Origin of the sequence: Peribacillus sp. YIM B13482, assembly GCF_042787975.1 — a bacterium.
Taxonomy (GTDB): Bacteria; Bacillota; Bacilli; order Bacillales; family DSM-1321; genus Peribacillus; species Peribacillus simplex_A.
On record NZ_JBHZPF010000002.1, the window covers coordinates 261,065 to 285,029 of the forward strand.

General features: G+C 38.8%; 22 protein-coding genes and 2 pseudogenes. 11 read left to right on the forward strand and 13 right to left on the reverse strand.

The window, feature by feature from the left end; translation table 11 throughout:
- Positions 1-277: 277 nt before the first annotated feature.
- Together ACFX4L_RS02795 and guaC are read left to right on the forward strand one after the other, a co-directional pair.
- Positions 278-778: a DinB family protein gene (locus ACFX4L_RS02795; protein ID WP_061464455.1), complete on the forward strand. Its 501-nt coding sequence runs from the start codon at positions 278-280 to the stop codon at positions 776-778.
- Positions 779-1,337: 559 nt separating this feature from the next.
- On the forward strand, positions 1,338-2,321 hold the full coding sequence (gene guaC, locus ACFX4L_RS02800) for a GMP reductase (RefSeq protein WP_061464456.1): 984 nt from the start codon (positions 1,338-1,340) through the stop codon (positions 2,319-2,321).
- A gap of 432 nt (positions 2,322-2,753) precedes the next feature.
- On the opposite strand, the gene ACFX4L_RS02805 is transcribed toward guaC, so the two are convergent.
- Both ACFX4L_RS02805 and ACFX4L_RS02810 read right to left on the reverse strand, forming a co-directional pair.
- Entirely contained in the window at positions 2,754-3,314 is a 561-nt protein-coding gene (locus ACFX4L_RS02805) for an HPP family protein (RefSeq protein ID WP_377382382.1), read from the reverse strand.
- Between the two features lie 557 nt (positions 3,315-3,871).
- Entirely contained in the window at positions 3,872-4,210 is a 339-nt protein-coding gene (locus tag ACFX4L_RS02810; RefSeq protein ID WP_125160225.1) for a zinc ribbon domain-containing protein YjdM, read from the reverse strand.
- A gap of 151 nt (positions 4,211-4,361) precedes the next feature.
- Between ACFX4L_RS02810 and ACFX4L_RS02815 the strand changes: the two genes are divergently transcribed.
- The 4 genes from ACFX4L_RS02815 (at position 4,362) to ACFX4L_RS02830 (ending at position 8,850) form a co-directional block, all read left to right on the forward strand.
- Positions 4,362-5,051, forward strand: a complete 690-nt coding sequence (locus ACFX4L_RS02815; RefSeq protein WP_377382379.1) for a response regulator transcription factor — start codon at positions 4,362-4,364, stop codon at positions 5,049-5,051.
- Positions 5,048-6,052, forward strand: a complete 1,005-nt coding sequence (locus ACFX4L_RS02820; protein ID WP_377382377.1) for a sensor histidine kinase — start codon at positions 5,048-5,050, stop codon at positions 6,050-6,052. Before ACFX4L_RS02815 ends, ACFX4L_RS02820 begins: the two co-directional genes overlap by 4 nt.
- 100 nt (positions 6,053-6,152) lie before the next feature.
- A complete protein-coding gene (locus ACFX4L_RS02825; protein WP_284469979.1) occupies positions 6,153-6,914 on the forward strand; it encodes an ABC transporter ATP-binding protein in 762 nt (253 codons plus the stop codon).
- On the forward strand, positions 6,904-8,850 hold the full coding sequence (locus ACFX4L_RS02830; RefSeq protein WP_377403847.1) for an FtsX-like permease family protein: 1,947 nt from the start codon (positions 6,904-6,906) through the stop codon (positions 8,848-8,850). Before ACFX4L_RS02825 ends, ACFX4L_RS02830 begins: the two co-directional genes overlap by 11 nt.
- Positions 8,851-8,982: 132 nt before the next feature.
- On the opposite strand, the pseudogene ACFX4L_RS02835 reads toward ACFX4L_RS02830, so the two are convergent.
- From ACFX4L_RS02835 to ACFX4L_RS02845, 3 genes and pseudogenes are all read right to left on the reverse strand, one after another.
- Positions 8,983-9,135 (reverse strand): annotated as a pseudogene (locus ACFX4L_RS02835) (thioredoxin reductase); the annotation flags it as partial.
- Positions 9,136-9,314: 179 nt separating this feature from the next.
- Complete coding sequence (locus ACFX4L_RS02840; protein WP_377403864.1) at positions 9,315-9,485, reverse strand: hypothetical protein; 171 nt, start codon at positions 9,483-9,485, stop codon at positions 9,315-9,317.
- A gap of 175 nt (positions 9,486-9,660) precedes the next feature.
- A complete protein-coding gene (locus ACFX4L_RS02845) occupies positions 9,661-11,301 on the reverse strand; it encodes a PucR family transcriptional regulator (RefSeq protein WP_377382371.1) in 1,641 nt (546 codons plus the stop codon).
- A 473-nt stretch (positions 11,302-11,774) separates the two neighbouring features.
- Here ACFX4L_RS02845 and ACFX4L_RS02850 point away from each other — a divergent pair, with 473 nt between their 5' ends.
- The 3 genes and pseudogenes from ACFX4L_RS02850 to ACFX4L_RS02860 form a co-directional block, all read left to right on the forward strand.
- Positions 11,775-12,896 carry an alanine dehydrogenase gene (locus ACFX4L_RS02850; protein ID WP_201250540.1) on the forward strand — a complete coding sequence of 374 codons (1,122 nt, stop codon included), beginning with the start codon at positions 11,775-11,777 and terminating at the stop codon, positions 12,894-12,896.
- Positions 12,897-13,277: 381 nt separating this feature from the next.
- Positions 13,278-14,621 (forward strand): APC family permease, encoded by a 1,344-nt coding sequence (locus ACFX4L_RS02855; RefSeq protein ID WP_377382365.1) that lies wholly within the window; start codon positions 13,278-13,280, stop codon positions 14,619-14,621.
- A gap of 45 nt (positions 14,622-14,666) precedes the next feature.
- Positions 14,667-14,850: pseudogene (locus ACFX4L_RS02860) on the forward strand (IS110 family transposase); the annotation flags it as partial.
- 629 nt (positions 14,851-15,479) lie between these two features.
- Here the strand turns inward: ACFX4L_RS02860 and ACFX4L_RS02865 are convergent.
- Together ACFX4L_RS02865 and ACFX4L_RS02870 are read right to left on the reverse strand one after the other, a co-directional pair.
- The gene (locus ACFX4L_RS02865; RefSeq protein ID WP_377382364.1) at positions 15,480-15,869 is read right to left on the reverse strand and encodes a hypothetical protein; all 390 of its coding nucleotides are present in this window, start codon (positions 15,867-15,869) and stop codon (positions 15,480-15,482) included.
- Between the two features lie 157 nt (positions 15,870-16,026).
- The gene (locus ACFX4L_RS02870; RefSeq protein WP_061464463.1) at positions 16,027-16,377 is read right to left on the reverse strand and encodes a hypothetical protein; all 351 of its coding nucleotides are present in this window, start codon (positions 16,375-16,377) and stop codon (positions 16,027-16,029) included.
- A gap of 536 nt (positions 16,378-16,913) precedes the next feature.
- Here ACFX4L_RS02870 and ACFX4L_RS02875 point away from each other — a divergent pair.
- Positions 16,914-17,135, forward strand: coding sequence for a DeoR family transcriptional regulator (locus ACFX4L_RS02875; RefSeq protein ID WP_034309346.1), 222 nt, complete (start codon positions 16,914-16,916; stop codon positions 17,133-17,135).
- Between the two features lie 90 nt (positions 17,136-17,225).
- On the opposite strand, the gene ACFX4L_RS02880 is transcribed toward ACFX4L_RS02875, so the two are convergent.
- The gene (locus ACFX4L_RS02880; RefSeq protein WP_061464464.1) at positions 17,226-17,948 is read right to left on the reverse strand and encodes a pseudouridine synthase; all 723 of its coding nucleotides are present in this window, start codon (positions 17,946-17,948) and stop codon (positions 17,226-17,228) included.
- Between the two features lie 122 nt (positions 17,949-18,070).
- Positions 18,071-19,672 carry a putative polysaccharide biosynthesis protein gene (locus ACFX4L_RS02885; protein WP_377403850.1) on the reverse strand — a complete coding sequence of 534 codons (1,602 nt, stop codon included), beginning with the start codon at positions 19,670-19,672 and terminating at the stop codon, positions 18,071-18,073.
- Between the two features lie 204 nt (positions 19,673-19,876).
- On the opposite strand from ACFX4L_RS02885, the gene ACFX4L_RS02890 reads away from it, so the two are divergent.
- Positions 19,877-21,142 carry a BaiN/RdsA family NAD(P)/FAD-dependent oxidoreductase gene (locus tag ACFX4L_RS02890; RefSeq protein ID WP_377382358.1) on the forward strand — a complete coding sequence of 422 codons (1,266 nt, stop codon included), beginning with the start codon at positions 19,877-19,879 and terminating at the stop codon, positions 21,140-21,142.
- Between the two features lie 215 nt (positions 21,143-21,357).
- On the opposite strand, the gene ACFX4L_RS02895 is transcribed toward ACFX4L_RS02890, so the two are convergent.
- From ACFX4L_RS02895 to ACFX4L_RS02910, 4 genes are all read right to left on the reverse strand, one after another.
- Positions 21,358-21,687, reverse strand: coding sequence for an MGMT family protein (locus ACFX4L_RS02895; protein WP_377403853.1), 330 nt, complete (start codon positions 21,685-21,687; stop codon positions 21,358-21,360).
- A 565-nt stretch (positions 21,688-22,252) separates the two neighbouring features.
- Positions 22,253-22,423, reverse strand: coding sequence for a hypothetical protein (locus ACFX4L_RS02900; protein ID WP_167555996.1), 171 nt, complete (start codon positions 22,421-22,423; stop codon positions 22,253-22,255).
- 207 nt (positions 22,424-22,630) lie between these two features.
- Positions 22,631-22,816, reverse strand: coding sequence for a sporulation protein Cse60 (locus tag ACFX4L_RS02905; RefSeq protein ID WP_057913195.1), 186 nt, complete (start codon positions 22,814-22,816; stop codon positions 22,631-22,633).
- 65 nt (positions 22,817-22,881) lie between these two features.
- Positions 22,882-23,904, reverse strand: coding sequence for an isocitrate/isopropylmalate dehydrogenase family protein (locus ACFX4L_RS02910; protein ID WP_377403856.1), 1,023 nt, complete (start codon positions 23,902-23,904; stop codon positions 22,882-22,884).
- Positions 23,905-23,965: the final 61 nt, after the last annotated feature.

The following is a 23,965-nucleotide window of genomic DNA, read 5'->3' on the forward strand; positions in this document are numbered from 1 at the left end:
CATACCAATGAAACATGCCTTTTCGAGGTATCTCTTAACTCTTGCTCAATAGACCTTCCTTACAAGCATATGCCGCGCCCCTACAATCATGAATCACACATATTCCAGCAATGAATCGAAATCATGAATCCATTTGTTATCCAAATCGGTTTAAAGTTTTTTAAAATAATTTCCCATCGCCTTATTCGTCATGCAGTCCGATATCCCTTTATTTTTCTTAAATATCAAAAAATCAGTGATGCTTTCAAATGGGGGTGCCACAAAAGGGGGAGTTCACATGAATTTTATCGAGTATGATTTGCTATTCGAATCAAGAAACCAATTAATAGAGGAAATTATGGATTTGGATGAAAATATGCTGAACCATAGGCCTGTGCCTGAGGTATGGAACATCGCCCAAATTTGCCATCATTTATATCTCACGGAACAGGTGTTTACTGAAGCTATAGCTTATGGCCTTCGAGAAAGGGATTTTAATAATATCATTCAAAAAAACATTTACTTTGTTACTGATAGAACAAGGAAATTTGCATCCCCTGATAACATTTCACCCTCTGCAAACCCATTTCAATTATCGACCCTCATGGATTTACTGGGAGAATCAAGGGATCGATTATTACAGGTTCTTTATGATATGGATACAGATACCATCTTAAATAGAAAGAAAGCCAAGCATCCCATGTTCGGGGATCTCTCTTTGGATCAATGGATTGAATTATTATCCTTACATGAACAAAGGCATATCAAACAGATACAAGAAATAAAGTCATCGGTATAATGATCCCTCCTGCCGCTGGAATAGACATGATTTAATTCTTCTGCCGCTACCTTCCCTTCCTCATGATTGACTCAATTAACATGGAAATAGAAAAAGGAAAACAGCTTTTGATTCATTAATGGCATAAGAGCAGCCAGGATTTAAAAAGCTAGGCACTCAATTCTAGGGAGTGCCTAGCTTTTACTGTTTTCAAATGAAGGTAATTTTTTTTCTGCATTTTGTGCTAATGTGATTTGCCTTTCTCTCGCAGTTCTTAAAACGAATAGCTGCCCTCACTTGTTTATAGATCGCTTTGTATTCAGTATTATTAATCGCACTATAAGCCATTTTTCACTGAGAATTTGTTACCGCCAAATATCTGTTTTCTCTTTGTTAATTAAACGATGATGTACGTTTAAGTTACCCCTCTCCCTTTCTTTTTTTCATAACTTTTCTGAAGTTACACAAAATAAACCCATTAAAATTTTTGACTTACTGATAAAAATGATGTACATTACCTAGTGGGACGAACAATTTTTATATAAACAGACAAAAATATTCGTATATAGAGGTGCATATCATGGAAAACGTGTTTGATTATGAAGATATTCAATTAATTCCTGCAAAATGTGTAGTAAACAGTCGTTCTGAGTGTGATACATCCGTTACGTTGGGTAAACATACATTCAAGTTACCTGTAGTACCTGCCAATATGCAAACGATCATTGATGAAAAGATTGCCATTTACTTAGCTGAAAACGGTTACTTCTATGTAATGCATCGTTTTGAACCAGAAAAGCGTCTTACTTTCATTAAAGATATGCACTCACGTGAATTAATCGCGTCCATCAGTGTCGGGGTTAAAGAAGAAGAATACGGATTCATCCAACAATTATCAGATGACAACATTGTTCCTGAATTCATTACGATAGATATTGCTCACGGTCACTCCAATGCCGTGATAAAGATGATACAGCATATTAAAAAACATTTACCTGAAAGTTTTGTCATTGCAGGAAATGTGGGAACTCCGGAAGCGGTACGGGAATTGGAAAATGCCGGTGCCGATGCTACAAAGGTAGGCATTGGGCCAGGGAAAGTATGCATCACTAAAATCAAGACTGGATTTGGAACGGGTGGCTGGCAATTAGCTGCACTTCGCTGGTGTGCAAAAGCGGCAAGCAAGCCAATCATAGCTGACGGCGGTATTCGCACGAACGGTGACATAGCTAAATCAGTTAGATTTGGGGCTTCCATGGTCATGATCGGTTCATTATTTGCTGGACATGAAGAATCTCCGGGTCAAACGATCGAGAAAGATGGAAAAGCTTTTAAAGAATACTTTGGTTCAGCTTCTGAATTCCAAAAAGGTGAAAAGAAAAACGTTGAAGGCAAAAAGATGTTTGTCGAGCACAAAGGTTCTTTGGAAGATACGTTGAAGGAAATGGAACAAGATCTTCAGTCATCCATTTCTTATGCCGGTGGAACCAAGTTGGATGCCATCCGGAATGTGGATTATGTGGTCGTTAAGAATTCTATCTTTAACGGTGACAAGGTATATTAAGATTATTATATTCCACAACCTGGTGAGCAAGATACTTTATTAAGTACTTGCTCATCTTTACGTTGGAAGGTAATTCCTTTTTTATACAGATAACTCATTAATCCTATTGTATATCTCTAACGTCATTTATGAATGATTATCAGACAAACAGGGTTAAGCCATTTCCATATGCTGAAGGCCCTAACCTCTAGCATATGGAAATGGCTTTTTATTTTTGCGTATCAAACTTACAAAGACTAGTAAAATCCAGATAATTAAGCTATATGCTCGTTTTAATATGAAAAAGAGCCATTTTACCGATACCAGAAGCTGCAGCACTAATTAGAACGTTAATATATTCCTAGACAACTACATTACTATTTTACTTAATAAACACCTCTGTTAGTTAAATAACTTATCAATGAGTTATCTCAGTTAGATACGTTTTTAGTCTCATAACCAGTGCTTTGGATACTGTCTTGTTTGAAATAAGTTATTATAGATCATTGATATAAAAACCAATAATACCGTACCTATTGCAATCGAAATAAGGAATCCCCATCCAGCTTGAGAATTAACAGCAACAAGGGCACTTGCTGCTGCGGGAGGATGAACAGTTTTTGTAAGAGTCATTATTAATAATACAATAGCTAATACTAGACCAATAATGAATAGGCTCTTACCTAATATGCTCCAAATAATAAGTGCTGAAATAGTAGAAATTAAATGTCCCCCAATAACGTTACGAGGTTGAGACAAGATACCTTTATGGGAACCGAATACGATTACACAACTTGCACCTAGAGGAGCTAATGCCATAGGATATCCTAAATAGACAGCTACAAAACTAATGATAATAATAGCAATGAGTCCACCTATAGCTGAAACAAAGGAATCAATATAATCAATTCTGTCTTTATCTCTAGCTTCGCCCTTCATTTTCTTTAAATACGCTTTTAAACTTATGTTTGGTTGATTATTCCAACTTTTCTCAAGATTTCTTTCAAAACCCATAATTTATGTTTCCCTCAAGCTTCCTAAATAATTTGATAAGAAAATTGGCAGAGTTTCTGCCATAAAAGTTATTTTACAGGAAAGCAATCAATGTTTAAATATATATCTTGATTTTCTGTATTTTGTCAATTACGAAGTTTTCATCCTCTTTTCAACCTGCATTTTCAAAAAAAAAGTTAACAAAAAGTCCCTATATTAACGCCGAGCAAAAGGTTCCTCGCCAGACCAAATAACTGACCACCGTGAAAACTCTCCATCTATTTTTTTTACATCTATTCCTCCAATTGTGAATTCAAAAGAAAAGAAGTTAATTTGCGTATCATGACAATTAACTTCTTCCACATTATGACGAACTATTAAGTTGGAAAACCTTTTGTCTTTAATGGGAATAAGTAAAGTTATATGTTTTTATCTTGGGAATATATCGAAATATTATTATGATTCGGGAGAGGTTATTCAATCAACTTTTCATAAACTAAAAAAATCCTGGTAGAATTTCAATATCTACCAGAATTAATCATAGAAAAACATTTGGTTCTGTTGCGCTAACACAGCATTTATATCTTTTTAACAAATTGGGATTTTAATTTCATCGCACCAAAACCATCAATCTTGCAATCAATATCATGATCTCCATCAACTAAACGGATGCTTTTGACTTTTGTACCCATTTTCAAGACGGATGAACTGCCTTTCACTTTAAGATCTTTGATTACCGTTACGGTATCACCATCGTTTAAGGCATTTCCATTTGCATCTTTGATAATCTTTTGGTCACTATTTTCAGTTTCCGATTCAATCGTCCACTCATTGGCGCACTCTGGGCAAACAAAAAGACTTCCGTCTTCGTATGTATATTCTGAATTACATGCAGGGCAATTAGGAAAATCAGACATAAATTCACTTCCTCCATTCGTTATTGTCAATTCTAATATAATAATGGTTTGCATACAACCGGTAATGTTTTTTGAGTTTTGCCCCTCCTATAGAACCTATAATGGTTTTACTATATACTTTTAAGAAAAGCTGGAAAGTGCGGTGAACCCTTTGTTTAAACTACTATTGATAGAAGATGATACGACGTTATTCAATGAAATTAAAGATAGATTGGCGCAATGGTCTTATGATATTTACGGAATTGGCGATTTTAGTAAAGTGGTTCAGGAATTCACGGACATAAAACCTGATTTGGTCATCATTGATATACAGTTGCCGAAGTTTGATGGGTTTCATTGGTGCAGAATGATCCGTGCCCATTCTAATGTTCCCATTATCTTTTTATCGTCACGTGATCACCCTACCGATATGGTGATGTCCATGCAGCTTGGCGCTGATGATTTTATCCAGAAGCCCTTTCATTTCGATGTACTCATCGCAAAAATACAAGCCATCCTTCGCCGGGTATATAATTACAATACAGAAAAGATCGAATTGAAAACCTGGTGCGGTGCAACAGTGGATTACGAGAAAAACACGGTATCGGCCGAGGCTGGCTCAATCGAATTGACAAAAAATGAAATTTTCATCTTGAAAAAGCTTATTGAACAGAAAAACAAGATCGTAAGCCGGGAAGAATTGATCAATAGCTTATGGGATGATAAACGTTTCATAAGCGATAACACCCTTACAGTAAATGTGAACCGTTTACGAAAGAGATTGGATGAACTTGGTTTAGGGCATTTTATCGAAACGAAGGTCGGACAGGGCTATATCGCAGTTGAAGAGGCTAATGCATGATCAGAAAATATTTCGTGGAAAGGTTCAGCTGGATCATATTCTACATACTTCTTCATCTATTCATCATCTTTGTCGCTTTTCTTGACTCGGCCATTCCATTAAAGCCAATACTGTATATTGTTTTTTTATCATTGATCATGTTCAGTATTTTTTTGATTTTCCGCTATAAAAAAGAAACGTATTTTTATAAAAGTTTGGAAGCTCGGGAAGAAAGCCTGGATATAACGAATATACCAGAACCAGAAAGCCCTTTCGAAAAAATCATAGAAAACAGCATCATTAACCAAACCGAAATATTGAAGCAATCCGCAGCAATTGGCCAAATGACTTTAGAGCAGGAGAAGGATGATTTATTATCTTGGATTCATGAAGTGAAGACACCATTGACGGCAATGCATTTAATGATTGACCGCTTGGATGATGAATTGCTGAAATCCCATTTGACGTATGAGTGGCTGCGCATTCACCTTCTTCTTGATCAGCAGCTCCATCAAAGGCGCATTCCTTTCATCGAAAATGATTTGTATATTGAGAATACGGATTTGGAAACTATAATCTTTGATGAGATTAAAACGCTGCAATCATGGTGCATTCAAAAAGGAATCGGCTTCGACATACAGCTGGATGTAACCGAAGTGCTTAGTGATGCGAAATGGCTGGCCTTCATCATGAGGCAGCTCTTGACCAACTCCATTAAATACAGTGAAAACTCGGATATTACGATATACAGCCATGAACAAGCAGAACAAACGATTCTTGAATTGAAGGATTCTGGTCGGGGCATCGACCCAAAGGATATACCCCGCATATTTGATAAAGGCTTTACATCCACGACAAATCATCGTGACCATGCTGCAACTGGCATGGGTTTATATTTAACCAAGAAAGCAGCAGAGTCCCTATTCATCTCCATTGCTGTAAAATCAAAGCTAGGAACTGGGACGACCATTACCTTGACCTTCCCAAAAAGAAATGATTTCGTGAATATCACAAGCATGTGACAAAAATGTCACATGCTTTTATTCTTTGTTCGGACAAACGAAGGAAAAGAAATACATCGCCTTTTATAATAAGGATATAGAAAAAAAGGAGTGTATCGATATGAATATATTAGAAGCGAAAAAAATCCATAAAAGCTATGGAAATAAATTCAATAAACAAGAAGTATTAAAGGGTCTCGATATAAGCATACAAGAAGGTGAATTCGTAAGCATCATGGGTGCATCCGGTTCAGGGAAAACGACTTTGCTGAATGTCCTTTCCTCGATCGATAAAATCAGCAACGGCACCATTACGATCGATGGAAAAGAGATTTCAGGGATGAAAGAAAAGAAGTTGGCCGAATTCCGGAAGAACCATCTGGGCTTCATCTTCCAGGAATATAACTTATTGGACACACTGACTGTCAAAGAAAATATCCTTCTGCCCTTATCCATTACAAAAACACCAAAAAATGAAGCGGCACAAAAGTTTGATACCGTAGCGAAAGAACTGGGCATATATGAAGTGAAGGATAAATACCCAAATGAAATTTCCGGTGGTCAAAAACAGCGTACGTCTGCAGCACGGGCCTTCATCCATGATCCAAGCATCATTTTTGCGGATGAACCGACTGGGGCGCTTGACTCCAAATCAGCTTCCGATTTACTGAACAAACTGAGCGAAATGAATCAAAAGCGCAAAGCGACGATCATCATGGTAACCCATGATCCAGTGGCGGCCAGTTATTGCAGCCGGGTCATTTTCATTAAAGATGGACAAATATATACACAATTGAATAAAGGGGAACAATCCAGACAAACCTTCTTCAAGGACATCATGAAAACACAAGGTGTTTTGGGAGGGATTCAAAATGAGCATTAATCAACTCATCTTTCGAAATCTGAAGAAGAATCTGAAGAACTATTATCTGTATGTGTTTGCCCTGATTTTCAGCGCTTCCCTGTACTTTGCCTTTGTCACCTTGCAATATGACCCATCGCTTGATGAAGTGGAGGGTACGATGAAAGGGTCCGCCTCCATCAAGGCTGCATCGATCCTGCTTGTTGCGATTGTTTCCATCTTCCTTTTATATGCCAATAGCATTTTCATAAAACGGCGCAGTAAAGAAATTGGCTTATTCCAATTGATAGGCATGACCAAGAACAGGATATTCCGTATCCTGAGCGTGGAAAACCTGATCCTGTATTTCTGTTCCGTATTCCTGGGAATCTTTGTAGGGTTTGCCGCTTCTAAATTAATCATCATGATTTTATTTAAAATAATGGGTGTCGAGGCGATTGCGATCCTTCAATTTTCTTTTCAGCCGCTTGTTCAAACCGTGCTCGTTTTTAGCGCCATCTATCTTTTCATCATGTTGATGAATTATGCCTTCATTAAAAGGCAGACCATTCTTTCATTATTTAGAGTGACTTCAATGACGGAAGGAAAAGTGAAAAAGGTTTCGATGTTCGAAATGATCATCGGGATATTCGGAGTCATCCTGATCATTGCCGGCTATGTCGTCTCATCCAAGTTATTCGATGGAGCTTTTTCAGATATGACCGAGCTTTTTATGGCCATGGTCATCATTCTGGCATGCGTCATCATCGGGACCTACCTATTCTATAAAGGATCCGTAAGCTTTATCTTTAATATCGTCCGTAAAAAGAAAAATGGCTATTTGAATATCAATGAAGTATTGTCCCTTTCATCCATCATGTTCCGGATGAAATCGAATGCGGTATTATTGACGATCATCACAACCGTTTCCGCTCTGGCGATTGGATTATTATCATTAAGCTATATCTCCTACTACTCCGCGGAGAAGAGTGCACAAAGCAGTATCCCTACCGATTTTTCGATGACGGATATGAAAGATGCAGATTCATTCAAAAAAGCTTTAACAGACAGTAAAATTAATTATGACGAAAAGGTGATCGATGTCATTCAAGTGGATGCCAATGTAAAGGAAATAATGGAGACCAGTCTGGATGAAGTGAACTTTGATCCGGACATCATGACCGTTTCCGTCATCAGTGATGAATCCGTTAAAGGAATCAACCTCGCTGAAGATGAGACACTTTTCAGCGGATACAGTAATATGATGGAAAAGGTCATATCCTTGAAGGATTCCGGAAAGATAGAACTGAAGGGCAGACACGAAGTGATTCCGCAAACATATATGGGATTGAATGATGATACCTTCGTGTCCTATTACTTCACGAACGGCGGAATGCCCGTTGCCATTGTAGACCAAACGATATTCGACCGTTTGAAAAAGGATATCGACCCGAAAATCCAAAAAGTTTCATCTGTAAATATCGGCATTAATGTGAAGGATGAAGCTGAACTTGAGAAGGCGAATGATCTATTCAATAAAATGAGTTTCCAAGAAGAACATGTGAATGATTCCCAATTAGAAATGTTCAACACCCAGAAGAAGAATATGGGTCTTATCATGTTCATCGTCGGATTCTTGGGATTAACCTTCCTCATCACATCCGGTTGTATCCTCTATTTCAAACAAATGGATGAAAGTGAAGGTGAAAAATCCAATTATACGATCTTAAGAAAACTGGGATTCACGAGAGGTGACTTACTAAAAGGAATCCAAGCAAAACAAGTTTTCAATTTCGGTATTCCTTTAATCGTCGGGCTGCTTCACAGTTATTTCGCAGTCCAATCAGGATGGTTCTTTTTCGGGACCGAAGTTTGGACACCGATGATCATCGTTATGGCACTATACACGGCATTGTATTCAATCTTCGGAATCCTATCCGTTTTTCATTACAAGAAGGTCATTAAAGAATCACTATAATCTAAAAAGCTCCAGGGTCCATTAGGCCCTGGAGCTTTTAAACTGTAGAAAAATCCGAAGAAGTTCCCGCTGTTTTCGGAAATCCGCTTCCTTTCCGCCGACTGTCTGCCAGCTTTCATTTTCCGTTTCCCTTTAAAGTACTCCAGCCGGTTTCAGCATTTCCTTGATCAATTCCCTGTTGCGCTTTTTAAAGATTTCATTGTGTGACGAGACCATACCCACTCCGTGAGCGTCAGGCTGGATATATTGCATTGCCTTGTTTACGGCATTTGCTGCATCTTGGAAAGTAAATTGTTTTTAATCCTCGGAAATAAAACTTGCAAGTGATGGGTGCTACGACATACTCCTACATGTAAGTATCATTATGTTTAAGGCATATAGCTTTTATCTCAAAATAACGTATTAGATTTACTTCTGCAGGTGTAATGTGGAAGTTAACCTGCCTTATTCATAAATACAGCAGTTTAACAGGATAGCTCTCTCGTATCATTACTCTTAGAAAGTAGACAAGAGATATTGCGAAACACAATGCTGCCTATTCGCCCCGTGGTTGGACAATGACAATCATAAACTCCCCCCTCAACTTCTACTTCCATAATAAATCGATTTCCTCGTTTTAGAATTACACCCTCTATGAGACATAAAAATCATCTTGTTAGCTTGGTGAGCATGTAGCCTTATCTCTTTAATATTTTTTCCGGTAACAGTAAATTGTTTTATCTTCAATATCAAGCAATTTTAAGATGGTCACTTTGTTAGCATTCTTAGAGCCATCTATACATTTAATAACATTTACTTTGCGGTTGATAACTACTTCGTAGGTACTTCCACTTGATGTATAAGTTGATATGCTTTCAAAGCCATTTCAACGTTTAATCTGTTCTCCGGCATATCAAAATCAAGATCAAGAATCTTTTTTATTTTTTCCAGCCGATGATAGAGTGTTTGTCTTACAATATGTAATTTTTGAGCAGTAAGCTTCTTTGAGCGATCAAGCTCAAAGTATTTTGCTAAAGTCAGAAGCAATTCCGTTCCATATTCCTTATCATAGGATATTAAAGGAGAGAGATAGTCCTCAATAAAATGGGCTGTATCTTGATCATGCTGAATTAATTGTATCAACCGAAAGATGCCAAGGTCTTCGTAAAAGGCACTTGTTGAAAACGTACGATAATTTAAAGCTAACTGCGCTTCCCGATAACCAGTATGAGCATCCAAAAGTAACTGGTATTGTCGCCCAACGCCTATACGGATTTGGCTAGATTCACCTTCTTTAACATATAGCAAGGCATTTATCACTTTCAAGAAGCGTGCCTTAGAGGAATCGGCAGTTCCAAGATCAATAGCTAATACAATAATCTGATTTCTTATTGATGTGATATAGGGTGTAAAAGAATATTTTGCGAACCCAGATCGAATTTTTAAAGAATAATGATAAATAGCAGATTCATTTTCTTCATCCGATAAACTTAATGAAGACGAATGAAAAACATCTTCGATATCAACGATTGCAACTCGATAATGTATAGAAGCGCGCTTAGATTTTAACGAAATAAATCCCCTTGCTTGTTCCTCATTATTGATGCGTCTATAAAGTAAATCATTTAGCCATGTAGATTCTAAACGTAATCGTTTTTCGTCCAAATAATGTTTGCGCAGTAAGTCTTGTGAGATTGCTAGAGAAGCACGATCAAGGATTAGGAAATCGAATTCATCCGATTCACGATCTAAAACCATAACAAGGTACGCCCAGATTTGATCCATTGCCCCGATCGGTTGGAGAAGAATAGTATGGTTTAATGCCTTCCATTCAACGGGCGAATCATTTGTAATTCGGTCATGCCAGTGTTCTTTATCTTCATAAATGGTTTGAAGTAGCTGTTCCATAAATTCATTTTTCAATCCTGGAATCGAAAAAGGTGTTCCTTCTATAGGAAGATAGATAATTGGTGCTTCTGTCTTCTGTTGCAACAACTTTAAAATATTTGATAACCCATGAGTAGTGAGTGACAATGAATGGAACTCTCTTGAAATAGAATCTAATGTAACCAACTTCTCATGATGAGCATTAATTAAAAACGAATGTAGATCCTGTGCTATTTCGACGAAGTTTATGAATTCTTTGAAAATAATAATCGGAAAGTTATACTCATTTGCCATCTCGATCATTTCTTTAGGGACCTTTTCGAAGTAGTGTCCAAGTTCTATACATAAACATGAGGCGTTGCGTTCGATAAGATTTAACAAAAATGAAGTATTAGAGGAGTCTCTCCATTCAAACCCAAATCCGGTGGAGAGTATCAGTTCCCCTCCCTGAAAGATGGTATCATCAAAAAACGGGATTTCAAGGACATGTGTCCATTTGACTTGACGGTGCAACCCGTTTGCCCCCGCAACCACCTCCGTTTTTGAAAAGAGTGAGCGCTTAAGAACATCTTGTACTGTAAGCATATGTACCTCCTCATTGAATTATTGTTAGCTGTATCATTTTATTATAACTATACTAGAAAGTCTAAGCCCATAATATATGGATCCCTCCTATCTCTGTTTAACCCCAAGTAATACGACAAGTGTCTATAAGAGCGTTCTTTACGTGCTTTGATGAAATACCTTAATCAACCTGAGAATCTTTCATAACGTTATCCATTTACACCTTTTTTCATCAGTTATATGTGCGCATGAATCTATTCTATAGAATAACTGTGGAGTACTGAAACTGAAAACAACCAAAACATTAGATAAAAAATGTAAAAATTATCACTTTTTACTAACTTTGCATTCTTGAAAGTCCAGATAAATAAACGTGCTTGGTTAAAAAAAAACTAATATAAATTTAACCTCGTGTCTAATGTAAGGGTTATCATTTTCCTATAAGATTTTAGAATGTTCAATTAATTAAATGCAAATAAAAAGGAGAATGAACAATGATAGTAGGAGTTCCTAAAGAATTAAAAACTGCAGAGACTAGAGTGGGATTAAATCCAACATGGGTAAAAAAATTAACAGCTTCCGGTCATGAAGTACTAATACAAAGCATGGCTGGGGAAGCTAGTGGTTTTTGTGACGAGGAATATGTTTTGGCTGGAGCAAAAATAGTAAACACGATTGACGACATTTATGAGAAGGCAGAATTTGTTGTTAAAGTGAAGGAACTTCAACCCTATGAATACGGCCTTCTTAGAGAAAATCAAATGATAATGGCATGGTTTCATTTGGCGGAAGATGTTAATCATGAAATGACACAGGCATTACTAGATACAAAAGCAATTTCATTATCAATGGAATTAATCGTTTTACCTGATGGGACGAGACCTACGATTAAACCAATGAGTGAAATTGCAGGAACATTAGCAATGCTTGAAGCAGTCAAATATGCACAATATGGTTATGGTGGAAAGGGAATACTTCTCCGGAAACTGGCCGGTTTGCCGTCGAGCAAAGTATTTATACTTGGTGGTGGCAATGCTGGACTCAATACTGCGCAAGTTGCTGTGGGTCTTGGATTGAATGTAACAATCATGGAAGCATCAATGAAACGCATTGATTATTTGAACAATCAGTTGCCACAGGTGGACATTTTGTGTTGGGATAAAGATACGATGTTCGAAGAACTTATTCAAAGTGATGTTTTAATTAATACAATTTATCCGATGCCAGGGGTAACCGAACCTCTCATAACACGAGAGATGGTCAGTAAGATGAAACCTAATTCTATTATTATTGATATTGCAGGAACGGGTATAATTGAAACCTCACGTTATACGACTTTAGAGGAACCAGTATATTATGAACAAGAAGTCCTACATTACTGTGTCCCGAATATGCCGGCTCTATGTCCACAAACCTCGACAAACATGATGTTGATGACAACCGGCCCATATATTATGAATATTGCGAATAATGGATTGAAGGACGTTATAGTAAATGATGTAATCGTAAGAAATTGTATCAGCACTTTGAACGGTGAAATTGTTCATCACGAAGTTGGGATCAATCATAACATGCCTTATACAGATATAAATACAGAGTTACTATTGTCCAAATAATAAAACATCCTTAGAGTCATCTCATATTTCAACGTTTCATTTCTATGAATAGAAATCAGTATACAAGTTATTGAACGAGTCGCTACTAAAGAAATTCCAGGAGTCAGTAAAGATGCCAGCGAGAAGATTTTTCCAGGAATTATATAAGATATAATATACATTCCAATGAATTATCCATTCTGCAGCCGGAATTCTTTGCGAGGAATGGGGAGATAAGTTCTACACAATAAATTCATGGATAATTCAAAGTATGCTCCCTAGCATCTTACTGACTTTTTTATGATTTCTAGAAAACCACGTATTAAAAAAGCTATGGAAGTAATAATATAGATCCCATTTCTTGTAAAAGGTTAAATCAGGTAAAGGAGGAGAGTATTTTACATGTCAAATTTAAGGAAAACAGATAGAACACTTACACTCATTCCAGTTGTGTTGTTTGGTTTTTCATTTATGGGGTTAACCACAGCTTTTACTACGTATGGTATTGCGGCTAATATTTCCCACGGTATGGTTCCGGGGGCAATGATAGTTGCTCTAGTGGTAATGATGTTTACTGCTTACAGTTATGGGAAAATGGCAATTGCGTTTCCATCTTCCGGTTCTGCTTATGTTTATACGCAAAAATCGATCAATCCCTCTGTTGGATTTCTTGTCGGATGGGTGATCTTAATGGATTATTTATTTATGCCAATGGTAAATTATTTAGTATTTGGTATTTTTTTCTCAGCAGCCTTTCCTACAATTCCAAGTTACATCTGGATTGCAGGTATGCTGATGCTCGTCACTTATATTAATATTAAAGGATTGAAGTTTGCAACAAATGTAAACGCATTCATAACGATTTTTGCTTTTATTTTTATCCTTATCTTTATAGGTTTTTCTATTAAGGAAATTTTCATGGGAGAAAGCACGGCCACTCTTTTATCTCTTGAGCCATTCTATAATTCGAAAGAGCCCTTTTCTTATACAATAGCTGGAGCAGCATTATTATGCTTTTGCTTCCTTGGGTTTGAATCAGTTACAGCGTTTGCGGAAGAGACAGTGAACCCTAAGAAAACAATTCCCCGAGCTGTTATTTTAATTACTCTTGGTGGTGGTTTAATCTTTACAAGTGTTTCATATTTCTCATTTCTTGTATGGCCAGAGTATAACACGTTTAATAATCCTGATTCGGCTGCCTACGAAATTATTAAACTTGTTGGTGGAAAGGCGATGTACTCAGTATATCTTGCGCTTTATGCATTAGCTGTATTGGGTAGTGCCATGTCGTCCCAGGCAAGTGCATCACGAGTCCTCTATACGATGGGGCGAGATGGACAGTTTCCTGAAAGGTTCTTTGGCACCCTGCATCCGAGATATAGAACACCCGTAAATAATATCCTGATCATTAGTTCTGTCTCTTTGCTTGCTCTATTTTTAAGTTTAGATCTTGTAGCATCATTTATTAATTTCGGGGCGTTTCTTGCGTATACTTGTGTTAATATTGCCGTAATTGCTCATTATTATATTAGAAATAGAGAACGTTCGGTAAAAGGAACTGTCTTATATTTAATTATTCCTATTATTGGAGCTGCTCTTGATATTTTACTACTTGTGAATCTTGATGTGCACTCAAAGGTACTTGGAGTAAGTTGGTTAATAATAGGCTTCATTTATTTACTTGTATTGACAAAAGGACTTAAAAAACAGCCACCAGTATTGAAAATTGAAGAAAATATAGTGTAGATTTAAAATAAAGTCACGATGTTTATAAGAAAGATGAAAAACGGCTTAGACACAACTATTGTCGTTATGAGACCTACAGGTCATTTTTGGATTAATCTATCGAAATGGTTATCTAACGAAAAGATTGATGCCGTAAGTCAATCCTCACCTTGTAAAAAGAAATAAAGAGAATCGAGATAACACTCAGTCCAAAAGTGATAAAAAAGACGCTCTTGTGATTGCGGATATGAAACACTCAATGAGATTGTTGTTACCCTCTCGATTCTTCCCAATCAATCCGTTATTGACTTTGGTGAGCAATACAATTCTCTACAACTTCTCTGAAGGAAATCCAGTGGTAGAAAAGGATTTCTTGGTTCTTAAATACTCTTTTTTCTGTGATGTTAATTAAGAGAAATCAACTTTTTGTTGAACAATTGTGATTGTCACTTGAAATAATGGAAATTTCCAGGTCGATGAAGTCCCCTATTATTCGATTATTTTCAACAATACTTTTAACACAGCCGACAAATAAAAAAGAACCATAAAAAAGATGTAGCCATACTTCTTTCTCAATCAAGAAAAGAGTATATGCTGCACTTTTTTTACTGAATTAATGTTTAGTTTGTACGAGGTCTCTTACCGTCTTAGAGGAAATTTGACTAAAATCCATAGTCGAATCGATTCCCGTGCCAAAGGAATGATCAATAATGATGTCTCACGTCCTACTCCAAAGGCAAATGTCCCTCTTGTTTACATCTGCATTTTCTTAATATCCGAGTTTTCTGTTTCATTAGCATCTGTTTGTTTGCTTTTTCTTGATCCGCATTGGGCTTATCATCTGGGTTTACGTCCACTAATTAAGACGACTAAGGGTAGTTAGCCTTCGGTAAGTGCTAAGTAATGCTTTACTTTCCCGTTATATTCAACGATTAGAACATCATCTCGCTCTTTTGTGGTGTATATTTTTGTTCCTATGGGTAATTGATTGGCCATACCATCTTTAAAAGATTTACTGAAATCGTTTGAGAATTCCTCTGTAATTTCTCCAACAAATTCGTTCTTAGTCAGTTTAAGCTCATTCACCCATTCAATATCCGTTTTATAAATGATCTTTTCCCATTGGAGAATGTCTGCATTTTTATCAAGATTTAAAACTTCTTCTGCATCTGGATTTTTAGATGTCACGGTTTTGATTTCTGTTTTAACACAACCCGACAAATAAAAAATGCAAACGATTAACATGAAAACCAATATGTTTTTCTTCATCATACACCTCCATTCAATTAGACGTATGGTATTATCTTTCGTTACCGAATATGGCTTTGTATTGCTATTAAGTGTTCCGGTTAGTTATTCATTCATTTTCATCCGAAAAATAAAAAAATGCCCTTTCATACCGAGGGCATTTTCATAATCCAATTTATTAATTTACGAAAAGATATAACTTCCTATGATATTCCACAAATGCCTGCTGGTCCTTTTCCGTGTAGTCCATCCACTTTACTTTCTTGCATCTTTCCTCTAATCTCTCATTCAGTTCATCTTCTATTTCATTCATGAAACGAATGATTTCCCCATAAGGCATATTGAAATGACGGGCTGCAAGCCGGGGCGGAGAATGCTTTACCAGCAATCTCATGAATTGATCGACCGTGTCCGCCTTCGATGCAAGATAATCTTCCTCGCTCACGATGAATTCATACACTTGTTTTTTCACGCCAGAAAGTCTGGTCACTTCGTCGCGCAATAAAAACTCCATTAATCTTTCGTTCATGCGGCTCTACCTCGAATTTGTTAATATTTACATTCCTTGAGATCATGTATGAAAAGGCTACATTGCTCAACACCTCATTATGACACCGTAACCGCAAGCCATCAAGCAATTCCTGTAATCAAACACAAAACGTAACGACTACGATTTCCTTTTTAAGTAAAGTACATGTATAAGCCTCATAGCCAACGTTCGTGTTGTATGACAGCTCTTGATGCATAATTAGCATACTTTTTTGGAAAAATATGTGTATGAACAAATGGAGCAACACAACCTTTATTAATTTTTATATATGTAAAGAGAATAATTTTGTTAAAATTTGATATAATAAATGTAATATTTAGTCAATTGGTATCTTTTTATAGAATTCGCTTTTATAAAGGGGTAAAATGAAGCTAATGACATCTTATTTTTTCTAAATGTTTCCGAGGAGTTATAGGGTGGGTAAGCAAGTACATAGTGACAGCTGAAATGCTGTCCGACATATCGGTTGTTTTCATTTGTTCAGAATAACAATGAAAAGAATAAGGAGTGATTTTTTGAAACCTTCAACAAATCGCATGTTAACCCGTATTAAATCCGTTTATATGTTCATTAGTAATAACGGTACGGTTTCTACTCAAGAGCTTGTAGAAGAATTTGGCATCACTCCTCGAACTGTGCAGCGCGATTTAAATGTCTTAGCGTACAATGACCTTGTTCAAAGCCCCAGCCGTGGCCTTTGGACGACAACAAGTAAAAAGGTGAAGATGTCATCGTAAAAAGAACGACCACCCGAACAAAATCGATATGTAAAAAAAATACTTTGAGGCGGACAATATTTGTCCGCCTCATTTTTTCATGCTTATTTATCATTCAGCAGGTTGGCCCGCCTTTAACTGTTCAAGCTCTTCCGCCGTTAACTCACGGTATTCACCAAGCTCAAGTTCCTCATCCAGTTGTAAACTTCCCATGGAAAGGCGCTTGAGGTAGACGACACGTTTGCCCACGGCCTCAAACATCCGCTTCACCTGATGGAACTTTCCTTCCATGATCGTCAACTCGATATCCGATGTCAGTCCTGATTTTAAAATATTCAATTCCCCTGGTTTTGTCTCGTACCCATCATCTAAGGTCACGCCGTTGCGGAATGCCTCGATATCCCGTTCCGTTACTTCGCCATCAATCACGGCAAAATATGTTTTAGGAACATGTTTCTTCGGGGAAAGCAGTTGGTGGGCAAGCTTTCCGTCATTCGTGATCAGCAATAAACCTTCTGTGTCCTTATCCAGACGGCCCACAGGGAATGGCTCGAACACCGAATCCTCTGGCTCCAAGATATCGATGACCGTTTCTTGGTGTTTGTCTTCCGTTGCCGACAATACGCCTGGCGGTTTATTCATCATTAAATATATGAACTCCCTGTATTCAACCCGTTCACCATGAACCGTCACAATTTCCTTATCAGGGTCCACTTGTTCTTTAGGGTCCTTCAGTAGCCTTTCATTGACCTTGACGGCGCCGGATTTCAGGAGCTTTTTCACTTCTTTCCTGCTTCCATACCCAATATTGGATAATATCTTATCAATTCTCATCATTTCCTCCTAAGGCCTTTTCAGTAAAAGGCCTTGCCCACTATAATGACAGGCAAGGCAAAATATTTAATCCGGGATTCACTTTATCATACCCTTTTTTTTACACATCAAACTTCTATCCTTTATAATCCTAATTTAGCTTTTAACCGATCGATCCGGGTACCGAACAAACGATGGGCAAGTTTGCTTTTTAAAGATAGCGCTGCAAAAATGAGAGCTCCAAAGGTTGCACAAACGGCCACGATCAAAATCGCTTGAAAGCGCCCTTCCGTTGTAAACCACAGCGATAATAAACTGTTCATGCCCCATACAGCCAGTCCCATTATGATTGAAAATACAGTGATCAATACGGATCTTCTGATGGTAAGGCTATAACGATAGCCAGTAAAGTAGGTAATGACATATAAATTCAGCAAGACAGCTGCCAAGTAGCCGAAGGCCGTGGCATAAACGGATCCTTCCGTTTCAAACAACTTGATCAGCGGGATATTCAAGCTCAATTTGATTAAAAAGCCAACTAGCAGGCTTAGCACCGTATATTTTTGCTGATTGATCCCTTGTAAAACAGCCGCCGAAATGGAAAAGAGCGCAAATAAGATGGAAACGGGAGCATAAGCCTTCAGGACACTGATTCCAAGCGGGTCATGGCTGTAAAAGGCACTATAGATTGGATCGGCCAGCACCGACATGCCAACGACCGCGGGAATCGTAATGAACAACAAAATTTGAAAGGCCTGGTTCAGCTGGCGGTTGAACTCTTCCGAATCCTCGCTTACATATGCCTTCGTCACCGAAGGAAGAAGTGCCATCGAAAACCCGGTTGCAAGCGTCATTGGAATCACGACAAGTTTCTGGGCATACACGTTCAAAACCCCAAGAGCATCTTCCGCGACATGCTGTAATCCGATGGACGACATCGCTTTATTGAAAGACAATAAGTCCGCAAACTGAAACATTGGCATCGCGATCCCGACGAATATGAAAGGAATCGACGAAAGAAATATTTCTTTATAAATCTCCGGCAGGGAAATTTCCAACGTTCCCCGGTCTTTCTCCATCAAACTGTCCAAATGGGGCTTTTGTTTTTTCCAATACCAAAATAACACCACTAAACCGCCGACAGCCCCGACCGTCGCCGCGAATGTAGCCATTTGGATGGCCTTCACTAAATCTCCATCCATGACATTTAAAACAACATACACACCGGCCAGAAGGAACACGATGCGGACAACTTGTTCAACAACCTGAGATATGGCCGTTGGCTCCATCGCTTCATGACCTTGAAAGAAGCCGCGGATGATACTCATGAACGGTACAAAAATCAAGGCGAAGCTGACAGCCCGTATGATCTCCGTGACATCCCCTACATCTTCCTTCTTGACTCCAAAGATTCCAGTAAACATCGGTGCCATGGTATAGAGAATCAAAAAAGCGAGAAAACCGGTGGCAGCCATTAATTTCAGGCTCGATTTAAATAACTTCTCACCGACGGCGTACTCCTCGAGCGCATTATACTTCGAAATGAATTTAGAAACAGCAAGCGGCATGCCTGCCGTTGCAAAGCTGATGAAAATCGTATATGGAACGTACCCATATTGATAGAGGGTAGCCCCTTTATTCCCAACCATATGTTCAAAGGGGATGACATAAAACAAACCAAGAATCTTGGAAATAATCGCTCCCAGCGTTAATATAAAAGCCCCTTTTAAAAATTTAGACGACATCTAATCCCATCCTGCCTCTGTCAGTTACGTTTTACACGCTTTTTATCTTAACATAATAAATTAATTTTTCTATAAAAACTACTCTCAAGTTTATCTTTTTCGAAGATAATACACAAACAAATAATTTCTCTTTTTCTACATTCGCAATCTGACGGGCTCTTGCTATATAATGAAGGGACTGAAAATGATAAAGTGGTGATCAATTTGAAATATGATGTAGTGGTAATTGGCGGCGGTCCTTCCGGATTGATGGCAGCAATTGCAGCCGGGGAAAAAGGTGCCCATGTATTGTTAGTGGATAAAGGCGAGAAGCTTGGAAGGAAACTTGCAATCTCGGGCGGCGGACGCTGCAACGTGACGAACAGGCTCTCCATCGATGAAATCATTCAGCATATCCCTGGAAACGGGCGATTTCTATATAGTGCTTTCTCAGAGTTCAACAATGAAGACATTATTCAATTCTTTGAAAAATTGGGCGTGGCTCTAAAAGAAGAGGACCATGGCCGGATGTTCCCAGTTAACGATAAAGCACAGAGTGTCGTGGATGCCCTACTGACGCGCCTGTCGAATTTAAAGGTTACGACTTATAAGAACTCACCAGTTGCCGAAGTTCTCTATGAACATGGAAAAACAAGCGGGGTCCGGTTAAAAGATGGACAGACCATTGACACAGATGCAGTCGTGATTGCTGTCGGCGGAAAATCAGTTCCTCACACCGGTTCAACCGGGGATGGCTACGCATGGGCTAAAAAGGCGGGGCATACGATTACCGAATTGTTCCCAACTGAAGTTCCCGTACTTAGCCATGAAACATTCATTAAAGATCGAACACTTCAAGGCCTTGCACTTCGGGATGTTTCATTGAGTGTCCTCAACCCAAAAGGCAAGGCCCTGATCACACACCAAATGGATATGCTCTTCACCCATTTCGGCGTCTCCGGTCCAGCTGTTCTAAGGTGCAGCCAATTCGTCGTGAAGGCGATGAAAAAATGGAACCTATCGGAAGTGACAATGAAACTCGATGCCCTTCCCGACCGAAACAAGGAAGAGGTCTTTCAAGACATCATGAAAGAAATCAAAGCCGAACCGAAAAAAGCCATTAAAAATACGTTAAAAGGATTAGTTCCTGAACGATACCTTCACTTTCTGCTTGAGCGAAGCGGCATCGATCTTCAAGAACAAGGAGCGACGATATCAAATGAAAAAATCCGCCGCTTTGCTGAACTATGCAAGGACTTCCAATTTGGAGTGCATGGCACCCAGCCGCTAGAAAAAGCCTTCGTCACGGGAGGCGGCGTATCCGTCAAGGAAATCCACCCAAAAGAAATGGCATCCAAATTAATGGATGGCCTGTATTTTTGCGGTGAAATTCTGGATATACACGGATACACAGGCGGCTACAATATCACCTCGGCATTAGTAACCGGAAGACTCGCCGGAATGAATGCTGCCATGTATGCCCGTTCATAATTCCTAAAAAAGGCTGATCCGTTTGGATCAGCCTCTTTTTTATGCGATTTATAATCATTCGGTGCTTGATGGACATTAATTCAGGCGCTGGCGCAGGTTTTTCGGCCGATCTTGCACTTTTTCCGACCCACAGCGCTTTTATTCGACCGTACTCCTACTTTTTTCGACCCATAACGTTTTTATTCGGCCGTTCTCTTAATCGACCGCTTCCTCTTTTATTCCGGCTCACTATTGGAAAATTCTGGATGATAGCGAAAAACTTCGAGGTCAACGGTATTCCTCTTCGTGAATGTGACGCCTTCACTCTCCAGCATCGCCTTCTGGTGTTCTGCGGCTCCCTCTGCTTTTATGCCGATTTCGCCTTTGGCATTGATAACCCGATGCCAAGGAAGGTCATGTTTTTTGCTGCTTGAATGAAGGATCCTTACGACCTGCCTTGCACCTTGCTGACTTCCGGCGAGCTGTCCTATTTGACCATATGTCATCACTTTGCCGGAAGGGATATGTTGAATGATCTTAATCACCCGTTCTGTAAAACTTTCCAAATTACTCACCCCTTTGTTCTATCCGTTTACCAATCGTAATTTTTTTATCGGTTATCAGGAACCCATGATGCTTGATCAAGTCGATTTTAAGCTCAGCAGGCACTCTACAGTCATCGTAAGCATAGACAGAAATCAATCCTCGTTCATTGATCCATTTATCGATTCATTTTTCATATGCCCCTATCGCTCTCTAACTTGATCCTCATTGCCCCATGTCCGCACGAGTTGATTCCGTTTTAGAATATGTATCGATGTTTTTCAAGAAACAATTAACCATCGTTGAAGGATGGAAGTCTCCATGAAAACAATAAAAATCAAAATTATTAATAAGATGCACTTTCTCCAATTGCTCCTATGTATTACGTTTAACTTTACCCATTATCAGCAAGTTTGTAAAATTCATAGAAAAATATAGTCAGTTTTTCTTAATTAAAGGGGTGAAATCCTCAGCTGTTTTAATTTGTTGATTCGAATTGGGGCTGCTTTTAGTCCACACGGTGAAAGACCAAGCAGCCCAATTCAACAGGCTCGTTCTTCATGTATTTTCCCAATTTGATGTTCGTACTTAAATCACGGGATAATACGGTACATAACGCGGGTTATAATAATATGGCGGTCTTGGCCCTATGAGGGGCAATTCAAAGGTATTGGGGTTGGAATCATATAACAACTCCACTTTTTCATCCGATTGTCCGACCAATAGCAACTTCACATTTTCGCTATAATAATATGGCATATGGAGGCCTCCAAAAATTTTTTTCCTATCCTTTAGCATATTCCAACAGCACGGCAACGAGCCCGTACCTAAACCTGTTCTTCATGCACGGCATTCCACTTTCTTGGAACATTCACGAAAATAGACTACCTTGATTTGCCCGAATTACAGCAATAGGTAGTCTCATATTGATTATATGTACGGAAAACGATAGGGCGAATCCCGCCTTCATTTTTTCTTATAAATGATCATCGCACTAAAACAGTAGATTTGTTCCTCTTCCTCTTCACCTGTAGTGGCGACATTATATTTGATGTCAACGATTTGATTATCACGAATGTCTTCCAAGAAAACGTTCATTTCATCCTCTAGATCCTTTTCATGCTCATAATCGAATAATTTGACTTGTATCATCGGCTTTCCCCTGCCCTTTTACTATAATGATAGTTATTGTGCAGGATGCCCATTTTTCATGTTGATTATACCTGATTTGTTTGTAGAGCGGCTAATAATGCTACCACTTCATCCCCGACTTCTTCTGTAGAGGCTACCCCGCCCATATCAGGCGTCAGTGCCCTTTTATCGACCATCACTCTTTCGATCACGTCCAACACTTTTGCCCCCCACTCCTCATGCCCGAAGAAATCAAGAATCTGACTAGCGGACCATATGGCCGCAAGTGGATTGGCGATGCCTTGATGGGCAATATCCGGCGCTGAGCCATGAATCGGTTCGAACATCGAAGGATAAATCCGTTCCGGGTTTAAATTGGCTCCGGCTGCCAAACCCATCCCGCCTGCAATGGCAGCACCTAAATCCGTGATGATGTCACCAAACAAATTGGAGGTGACAACGATTTGAAATCGTTCGGGCTGTTTGACAAAAAACATGCTTGCCGCGTCGACCAGATAGGAATTCGTTTCTACCTCCGGATACTCAATCCCGATTTCTTCAAAAACCTGATCCCAAAAAACCATTGAATAATTTAATGCGTTCGCCTTGCTTATACTCGTTAGCGTCCTGCCCGTTTTACGCGCCAGTTCATACGCATAACGGATGATTCTCTCCGTTCCCTTTCGCGAAAAGACCCCCGTCTGCAGTACAACTTCTTCTGGCTTGCCTTTGAAAAGCCAATCACCAGCACCGGAATATTCCCCTTCACTGTTTTCACGGATGACAATCATATCGATTTGGTCTCGTGTCACGTCTTTTAATGGACAAGGTGCACCTTGAAGCAATTTAACGGGTCGAACATTTACATATTGGTCAAATTGCTTTCTGATTTTCAGCAGAAGCTCACGTAATGAAATATGATCCGGGACACCAGGATAACCAACCGCCCCAAGATACACGGCATCAAACTTCATAAGTTGTTCCAGCCCGTCTTCGGGCAGCATTTTACCATGCTCAAGATAATATTCGCATCCCCATGGAAAATATGTGAACTCGAAAGAAAAATCCCCGGCAATCCCGAGGGCACTGAAAAAGTCCCTTCGGGCCAATAGAGGTAGTTTTTCTCAGTTTATTCTGAGGAAATCTACCTTTTTTTGTTTTATAATCAAA